The following is a 9067-nucleotide window of genomic DNA, read 5'->3' as shown; positions in this document are numbered from 1 at the left end:
TTAATCTTAAGACTTGAGTACGTTAAAACTTTTTAATCAAAGGAAGGTTCATTAGTCAGCTCCTTTACGAATTATCCATATGCCAGCTTCCGACCGTCCGTTCTATCACCGGGCTTCTCACTCTTTAATTATCATTAGCCTCGTTACGCTGGGTATTTACATTGGACAGGAAATTATTGTGCCGCTGGCGTTGGGAGGCTTATTGGCCATTCTGTTAAGACCCGTGGAAGCCTGGTTGATGCGAAGGGGTATTCATAAAGTAATCGCTATTTGTTTAACCCTGGCATTGGCTGTCATCGTATTGTCGGGCGTCGCTGTTTTTATTTCCATCCAGATTTCTAACTTCTCGGACGATCTTCCGAAGCTGCAGGATAATATCAATGATTTTTACCGGACCGCCCGCCGCTGGGTTCGCCAGGAGTACAATGTGAGTTATACTAAACAGGCTCAGTACATCAAACAGGCCCAGCAAAAAACGCTCGAAAACCTGCAGGGTGGTACGGGAGCGTTAGCCGCTATTTCGGGACCACTCGGTACGCTGGCGTTGATTCCCATTTACGTGTTTTTGCTACTGTACTACCGGGCCATGTTGCTCAAGTTTCTGGTATCACTCTTCGAGGAAGAACATGCCGGGCGGGTTTGGGAAATTATTGGGCAGGTAAAGGCGGTGATTCAAAGTTACGTGGTGGGTCTACTGCTCGAAACCGCTTGTGTAGCCATTCTTAATGCTCTGGGCTTACTGGCTTTGGGCGTAGAATATGCCATCATGCTGAGCGTCATCGCTGCTATTCTGAATTTAATTCCTTATCTGGGAGGCATCATTGCCACAGTACTTGCCGTAGCCGTTGTCTTCATTAACAATCCAGAGCCATCGATGCTGTTGGGCGTAGTAGGAGTATTTCTGGCCGTACAGTTCATCGATAATAACTTCTTAGTACCGATGATTGTCGGTTCGAAAGTAAAGGTCAACGCTTTAGTATCCATCGTTGGTGTACTCATTGGCGGAGCATTGGCTGGTGTATCGGGGATGTTTCTTTCCATTCCGGCGATTGCCCTGATGAAAGTAGTTTTTGATCGGGTTGAAGGACTGGAACCCTGGGGCATACTCATTGGGGATGATCAGCCCGACGACGCCAAACAACCGATGTTGCCGCGGTGGATGCGAATCTGGGAACGCAGAAAGGCCGAAAACGGTTGATTCCAAAAGCTTTCTTCCCAGTATGCAATCATCTACGGCCGAACCGATTCAGAAAAATAATCAACGCTATCAACCTTCAGCGGTTGTATTGATGCTACTGGCTTCCCTGCTGTTTGCGATCATGACGCTGACCGCTAAGCAGCTCAGTACCCGTTTCGATGCCGTAGAACTGGTGTTTTTCCGGAACCTGGTAGGGGCTACCTTTATTTTAATCAGCCTCCAACGCCGTCCCATGCAGCAGCCGGGCGGCAAACCCTTCCTACTGATTTTTCGGGGCGTAGTGGGTACGGCTTCTCTTTACATGCTTTTTTATTCGGTACGAACCCTGACGCTTGGTACGGCTTCGGCTTATCAGTATACCTATCCTATTTTTCTAAGTATTCTTTCCTTTCTGTTTTTTGGCGAAAAACTCAACCGTCGGGAGTGGGCGGCGATTGGATTGGGCTTTGTGGGAATTCTCTTCATTTTTCGACCCGATGTAACCATGCCTCTTCGTTGGCACCTGATTGGGCTGAGTTGTGCGTTACTGACGGCTATTTCTTACCTGTCTATTCGAGGACTTAATCGCTATTACGATACGCGGGCCATTGTTCTTTCCTTTATGCTATCGGGTCTGATCTTACCGGCTCTATCTATGGTATTGGGCGAATATTGGCCCGAGTCAGAAAGTTTGTGGCTCGGTCGTTTCGTATGGCCGCAGGGCTGGGAGTGGCTCGTCTTACTAGGAATGGGAGCTGCGGCTCTGGCGGCTCAACTCGCCATGACGCGTTCCTTAGGCATGGATAAAGCAGGTCGGGTATCGGCGGTTGGTTATTCAAATATTGTCTTTTCGCTACTGCTAGGGTTATTACTAGGGGACGCTCTACCCTCCCTGCCTGTGCTCCTCGGAATCACGTTGGTCATTAGCAGTGGGGTGCTCATTGCCTGGAGGAAACGAACGCCTGCATCCGCTAAATAAAGATCAGTTGTTATCAAAAAAAGATTAGATTTTTTTGATAACAAGCAGGGTCTGCTTTTGCTTTAATCGTCTTATCCTCAGTAGTACTTAGCCTCTTTCCGTTAAACAATTCCTTAATTTTTTTAAGAATACGCGTGAGCGTAGGAAGCTCAACTGTTGTCGCCTTTCGGGCTTCATACGGACGGGAATGCTGTGCCTTTATAAACTCAATCTTTCTATTCCAACCTTTTCAAAACCGTTTAAACGAGCACCGACTATGACCTTTTTGGATGAAACCATTGCCCTGCCCGTCGGCGTAACCCTGGATCGATTTATCAAACGCAATCAGGAAGCTTTTCCCTTCGCTACCGGTGAGCTTTCGCAACTTTTAAGGGACATAGCCCTGGCGGCGAAAATTGTAAACCGGGAAATAAACAAAGCGGGTCTAGTGGATGTGACTGGAGCCATCGGAACGTCCAATATCCAGGGAGAAGCCCAGCAAAAACTGGACATGATCGCTCATATACGGTTCATGCGGGCCCTGAGAAACGGCGGTGAAGTGGCCGGGATCGTGTCGGAAGAAGAAGAAAACATTGTCTTAACCGGAAACGACGAAGCCAAATACGTAGTTGCCATTGACCCCTTGGATGGATCTTCCAACATTGATGTGAATGTTTCAATCGGTACCATTTTCTCCATCTATCGTCGTCTGAGTCCACAGGGTACTAAGGTCAATGCAAACGATTTTTTGCAGGGCGGCGAAGCTCAGGTAGCGGCCGGATACGTGCTTTACGGCTCGTCAACGGTACTGGTCTACACAACGGGCCACGGTGTTAATGGCTTTACGTACGAGTCTTCACTGGGCGAATTTTTCCTTTCCTATCCCACCATCCAGATTCCGGAGGATGGCAATCTGTACTCGATTAACGATGGGAACATGCCCGATTTTCCGGAAGCTATCCTCCGCTATATTGACTTGTGCCGCACTCGTCGGTACTCAGCCCGATATATCGGATCGCTTGTGGGTGATTTTCATCGGAATTTATTGAAAGGGGGCATTTACTTCTATCCGCCCACCCGTAAAACGCCCCAAGGCAAATTGCGGTTGCTGTATGAATGTTATCCCTTAGCCTTTATTGTGGAGCAGGCAGGTGGTATGGCTACGGATGGGAAGCAACGTTTATTAGAAGTAGAAATCAAGAACTTACACCAGCGAAGCCCGCTGTGCATTGGTTCCAGTACTATGGTCAAGGAAGCGGAGCAAGTATACGTTGAACAAAGCAGTATAATAGAATAAAGCTAATCGTACAGTCAACGCTTACCCATAAGTGCTCGAATGGGAATCCTTTTCTACAGGTTTATTAAGTTTACTGTTGGTTTAAGTTATTGATTTTCAATGATTTATTATTTTTGGCTTAGGTTTTTCTTATAGAATTACCATAAGAGTATCAACCTTAAATAAATAAGTCATGGAAACTACAGTAACGAACGACAAATTAGTAGATGTACTTAATGATTTAGTGCGTATTAATAATGACCGGATCGCTGGATACGAAAAAGCAGTAAACGAAGCTGAACTCGAAGACGTTGACCTAAAAGCTTTGTTCAATCGCTTTGCCGACGAAAGCCGTACGTACCGGGATGAACTGAGCCGTGAAATTGTTAGCCTGGGAGGCACGCCTACCGACGAAACGACAACTTCCGGTAAGTTCTACCGCGTATGGATGGACATCAAAGCTGCCTTCTCTGGTAAAGATCGGAAAGCCATTCTTGAAAACTGCGAGTTTGGTGAAGACGCCGCACAGGAAGCCTATCAAACGGCTCTGGAATCAGACGCGACAATGACCACAGATGTACGTCAATTGATCAGTACACAAAAATCAAAGCTGAAGGATTCACATGATGCGGTAAAGAAATACCGTGACCTGCATGCTTCTTTGAGCTAATAAATCTTTTGAATAATAGAAAAGGCGATCGCTACGTAGTGGTCGCCTTTTCTGTTTTATGCTTTTTGAAGAAGTAGTTATTTTATGCTTTATAAGCTGAATATAAGGGAGTTTAATGGATAAAAATGCTTATTAAAAATAATTTTAAAATAACAGAATATATCTTTAAAATTATTAATTAAGTAGCTGGTTTTTAGTATTTTATGCATAAAAAAGGATTTTTGCTTTTTATTTGATTCGCGATCTATTTGTTTTGAGTAGCCTATAAAAATAAGTAGTATTTACGTAGGTTGCTCAAAGCTTAAGCATTTATGCGTTTAATCAACCCTCCATTACATTTCTTCCATTAATCCTTATCAACTATGTGCGGAATCGTAGCATACATTGGGCATCGCGAAGCCTATCCCCTCATTATAAAAGGCCTAAAAAGACTGGAATACCGAGGCTATGACTCGGCTGGGGTAGCTCTGCTCACCGATACGGGCCTGAATGTATATAAGAAAAAAGGAAAAGTATCCGATCTGGAACAGTCACTGGGCGAAGAACAGCTCAGCAGCCATATTGGCATTGGGCACACGCGTTGGGCTACGCACGGCGAACCGAACGATCGGAACGCCCACCCGCATTATTCGCACACACAAAAGCTGGCGATAATTCACAATGGGATCATTGAGAATTATGGAGCTATAAAACTTAATCTTCAAAACAAAGGCTACGCGTTCCATTCGGATACCGACTCGGAAGTATTTGTCAACTTTATTGAAGATATTCAAAAAGAAACCTATTGTTCCCTCGAAGAAGCGGTACGGCTGGCCATGCAGGAAGTGGTGGGAGCGTATGCCATCGTTTTGATTAACCGCGAAGAACCCGGTACACTGATTGCCGCTCGTAAAGGTTCGCCGCTGGTCATTGGCGTGGGGGAAGGCGAGTATTTCTTTGCTTCGGACGCAACGCCCATTATCGAGTATACCAACGAAGTAATTTACCTGGATGATTTTCAGATTGCAGTAGTACGCGAGGGTGAACTGACCGTTAAGAATATCGAGAATATCGTTTTGTCTCCTTACATCCAGCACATTGAATTAGAGCTGGAAGCAATCGAAAAAGGCGGTTATGAGCACTTCATGCTCAAGGAAATTTTCGAACAGCCCCGTTCCGTAAAGGACTGTCTCCGGGGCCGGGTCAATGCCGATGAAGGACATCTGGTACTCGGTGGTCTGCGGGAATACCTGGACGATATTGCCAAGTCACAGCGAATTGTCATTGTGGCCTGTGGTACTTCCTGGCACGCAGGACTGGTCGCTGAATACGTTTTTGAAGAACTAGCCCGTATTCCCGTCGAGGTGGAGTACGCGTCTGAATTCCGTTATCGAAACCCCATTATCAAGGAAGGCGACGTAGTTATTGCCATTTCGCAGTCAGGCGAAACCATGGATACGCTGGCGGCTATCGAACTGGCTAAGTCGAAAGGGGCCATCATTCTAGGCGTTTGTAATGCCGTGGGGTCGTCCATTCCCCGAACTACGCACGCAGGAGCGTACACGCACGCCGGTCCTGAAATTGGGGTAGCTTCGACGAAAGCCTTCACCGCTCAGGTTTCTGTCCTCACGCTGATGGCCATCGCCGTGGCTCGTCGAAAAGGTATTCTGCACGAAGATACCTTCCGTCGTTTCCTCTTCGAACTCGAACGTATTCCAGAAAAAATAGAAAAGGTGTTGAAAAACGCCGAAAAGATCAGGGAGATTTCGGCCTTGTTCAGCGAGGCCCGTAACTTCATCTACCTGGGCCGAGGCCTCAATTTCCCCGTAGCTCTGGAAGGAGCCCTGAAACTCAAAGAAATTAGCTACATCCATGCCGAGGGTTACCCGGCAGCGGAAATGAAACACGGACCGATTGCCCTGATTGACGAAGATATGCCCGTCGTATTTATCGCCACGCGAGATCAGTCGTACGAGAAAATTGTTTCGAATATTCAGGAAGTAAAGGCCCGGAAAGGTAAGGTGATTGCGGTCGTGACGGAAGGTGATAAACTGATTCCAACCATGGCCGATCACGTCATCGAAATCCCCATTACGCACGAAGTTTTAACGCCACTTCTGTCCGTAATTCCCCTGCAATTGCTGTCGTATCACATTGCCGTGATGCGGGGTTGTAACGTGGATCAGCCTCGGAATCTGGCGAAATCGGTTACAGTAGAATAAATTATCCTGTTTCTAAAAAAAGCCACCTAAATAGGTGGCTTTTTTTAGAAACATACGTTCAAAAAATAGGTGTAATTACTAATGAATATACAAATTGATCTTCGATAGATTATAAAATGGTCAAAATACAGTCAGTGGACGGTAAATGGCAGGGAGTTCGGGTGTAGAAGTACCAATACATTTGTCATAGTGGATAAATTCATTATTTTCTTGGATAGTGAATATAAATCCGCTAGTTACTTACGACTTCCCGCTAAATTTACACCTAATCAATCGCTTCCTAATCCTTTCCACTATGACTGTAACGTAACGTATTTCCATTTGTAGAAGAGAGCCTTTTCTGCAATCCAAGTTTGTATTGATCTGCCTTGATGTGCACTTCGCCCAGCGAAGGAGCCTGTGCCTGTATTGCCTGATCGATTTCCTAAAAACCTTTACTTCTATGCTAAAAAATCGACTTTTCTTACCAGGAGGATCAACCTTCTGGCTATTTATGCTACTGCTCTGTTGTGTCGTACGACTGCCTGTACAAGCGGCGGATGTAGTCGTTTCTGGAACGGTCAGCAGTCCCAGCGGTGAGCCGCTTCTGGGAGTAAGCGTTCTGCTCAAAGGGACGACCCGGGGTGTTATTACGGATGCTCAGGGAAAATTTAAAATCAGTGTTCCCGATAATGAATCGGTATTGATTTTCAGTTTTGTAGGCTACGTGCCGCAGGAAATGGCCGTAGGCTCTCTTACCCAACTGACGGTTACGCTCCAGCCCGATACCAAAAACCTCAGTGAGGTGGTTGTGGTAGGGTATACCACGCAGTCGCGGGCTACCGTAACCGGAGCGGTGGGTACGCTGAAATCGTCGGATCTGCTGCGTACACCCGCCGTTACTACTTCTGGAGCGTTAGTGGGTAAAATTCAGGGGATTACGGCTCGTCAGGCCGACGCCCGCCCCGGAGCCGGAACGAATATCCAGATTCGTAACATGGGTACTCCCTTGTTCATTATCGATGGCGTTCCTTCGGATGAAGGCAATTTCAACAACTTGGGTCAGAATGATATTGATAACATTTCCATTCTGAAAGATGCCTCCGCTTCCATCTATGGATTGCGGGCAGCCAACGGGGTAGTGCTGGTAACCACGAAACGCGGGAAGATCGGCAGCAAGCCACTCATCAATATTAATGGCTATTACGGGGTGCAGAATTTCACCCGGTATCCACGTCCTGCCAATGCTTATCAGCACGTTCGGGCTCAGGTCGAATCGGATCAGAATCAGCGGATTAACACGACCTGGACACCCGAGGAGTTGGCAAAGTGGAAAGCAGGTACGGAGAAAAATTACCGCAGTTTCGATTATTACGATATGGTCATGCGGCCTAACGTACCTCAGTTTTCGCTCAATGCCAATGCTTCTGGGGCTAATGAAACCGTAAACTATTACGTATCCGTCGGACACCTGGGACAGGAAGCGTTGATTAAGGACTATCGGTTTAATCGAACCAACATCCAGACCAACGTGGAGGTAGCTCTGGCGAAACGGTTTAAAATCGGTACGCAGCTAAGTGCCCGGCGGGAATTTCGCCACCAGGTAGGGGTACCCGGACTGGATGATTATTTCAATCCCTTCCTCAGTATCTTCACCATGTGGCCTACCGAGCGGCCTTACGCGAACGACAATCCAAATTACATCAATCAGACGCACAACGTGAACGTAAACCCGGCAACGTATAAAGAAGACGTTACTGGTTACATTGACGAAGTATGGATGAATGGTAAAGGGAACTTCTACGCTCAGTATGACTTTGATTTTGGTCTGTCGGTGAAAGGCACGTATTCCTACGCGTTCACCAACTTTGATTTTGATGGATTTGAATACACCTATAACGCCTACCGTTATGATGAACCAACGGACACGTATAATGTGGTTCCGGGCGGTGGAAATCAAAACCCCTGGCGGGAACGTCGGAAACGTAACATCATCGACCGGTTTGCTCAGGTTCAGCTGAGTTACAACAAGCAATGGAAAGATCACAGTATCTCGGCGGTAGCTGCTTACGAACGGTACGATCAGGACAATAAATACATGGTTGTCCATACCGTACCCCCGAACAACTACATTCCGATTCAGTATTTCGCAAACCAGGATGTATTGATTGATGAATGGAATGTTCAGGCTCGGGCGGGTTACATTGGCCGTTTAAACTACAATTACAAACAGAAATACCTGTTTGAGGCTGTGGGCCGTTACGACGGATCCTTTCTCTTCGCTCCTAATCGGCGGTACGGGTTCTTCCCCGGCGTATCCTTGGGCTGGCGATTGTCCGAAGAACCTTTCCTGAAAGATCGCACCAGTAATTTTCTGGATGATCTGAAGCTACGGGTTTCGTACGGAAAAACGGGTAGTGACTTGAGCGGTAACGATTTCATTGTGCCTCCCTTCAGCTACCTGCCGGGGTACAACTGGAACAGTCGTACAGCCGTGTTTGACGGAAATCTGGTGACAGGCCTGCAACCTCGGGGGCTGCCCATTCGCAACCTTTCCTGGGTGGAAAATACGTCCCGTAACGTAGGGATTGACTTTTCGTTCTGGGATGGCAAGTTCTCGGGTACGTTTGATGCCTTCGAACGTTTACGCCAGGGCTTACCCGCCGCCCGCTACGATGTCTTACTACCCAGTGAAGTAGGCTATACCTTACCCAACGAGAACCTGAATTCGGATGCTCACCGGGGTCTGGAAGGGGTGCTGACGTACCGGAATCGAGTCAATGAGGTGCAGTACTCGTTCAGCGTC

At 47.0% G+C, this 9067-nt stretch carries 6 protein-coding genes; all 6 read left to right on the top strand.

What is annotated here, in order from left to right:
- The first annotated feature begins 79 nt into the window (after nt 1-79).
- Nucleotides 80-1198, top strand: coding sequence for an AI-2E family transporter (locus ACOJTG_RS04480; protein WP_420152718.1), 1119 nt, complete (start codon nt 80-82; stop codon nt 1196-1198).
- 22 nt (nt 1199-1220) lie between these two features.
- Nucleotides 1221-2156, top strand: a complete 936-nt coding sequence (locus ACOJTG_RS04475) for a DMT family transporter (protein WP_420152717.1) — start codon at nt 1221-1223, stop codon at nt 2154-2156.
- 256 nt (nt 2157-2412) lie between these two features.
- Entirely contained in the window at nt 2413-3432 is a 1020-nt protein-coding gene (gene fbp / locus ACOJTG_RS04470) for a class 1 fructose-bisphosphatase (RefSeq protein WP_420152716.1), read from the top strand.
- A 172-nt stretch (nt 3433-3604) separates the two neighbouring features.
- Nucleotides 3605-4081, top strand: coding sequence for a ferritin-like domain-containing protein (locus ACOJTG_RS04465; RefSeq protein ID WP_420152715.1), 477 nt, complete (start codon nt 3605-3607; stop codon nt 4079-4081).
- Nucleotides 4082-4443: 362 nt separating this feature from the next.
- On the top strand, nt 4444-6282 hold the full coding sequence (gene glmS, locus ACOJTG_RS04460) for a glutamine--fructose-6-phosphate transaminase (isomerizing) (protein ID WP_420152714.1): 1839 nt from the start codon (nt 4444-4446) through the stop codon (nt 6280-6282).
- Nucleotides 6283-6775: 493 nt separating this feature from the next.
- Nucleotides 6776-9067, top strand: a 2292-nt coding sequence (locus ACOJTG_RS04455) for a SusC/RagA family TonB-linked outer membrane protein (protein WP_420152719.1), incomplete at its 3' end; no start/stop codon positions are given.

The organism is Siphonobacter sp. (genome assembly GCF_048595215.1).
In the GTDB taxonomy this organism is placed as follows: Bacteria; Bacteroidota; Bacteroidia; order Cytophagales; family Spirosomataceae; genus Siphonobacter.
This window is presented reverse-complemented; position numbering and strand designations above follow the sequence as displayed.

What these genes read in the sequence shown, in the direction of transcription:
- ACOJTG_RS04480 (WP_420152718.1), top strand. Translation starts at nt 80, where the DNA reads ATGCCAGCTTCCGACCGTCCGTTCTATCACCGGGCTTCTCACTCTTTA.
- ACOJTG_RS04475 (WP_420152717.1), top strand. Translation starts at nt 1,221, where the DNA reads ATGCAATCATCTACGGCCGAACCGATTCAGAAAAATAATCAACGCTAT.
- fbp (WP_420152716.1), top strand. Translation starts at nt 2,413, where the DNA reads ATGACCTTTTTGGATGAAACCATTGCCCTGCCCGTCGGCGTAACCCTG.
- ACOJTG_RS04465 (WP_420152715.1), top strand. Translation starts at nt 3,605, where the DNA reads ATGGAAACTACAGTAACGAACGACAAATTAGTAGATGTACTTAATGAT.
- glmS (WP_420152714.1), top strand. Translation starts at nt 4,444, where the DNA reads ATGTGCGGAATCGTAGCATACATTGGGCATCGCGAAGCCTATCCCCTC.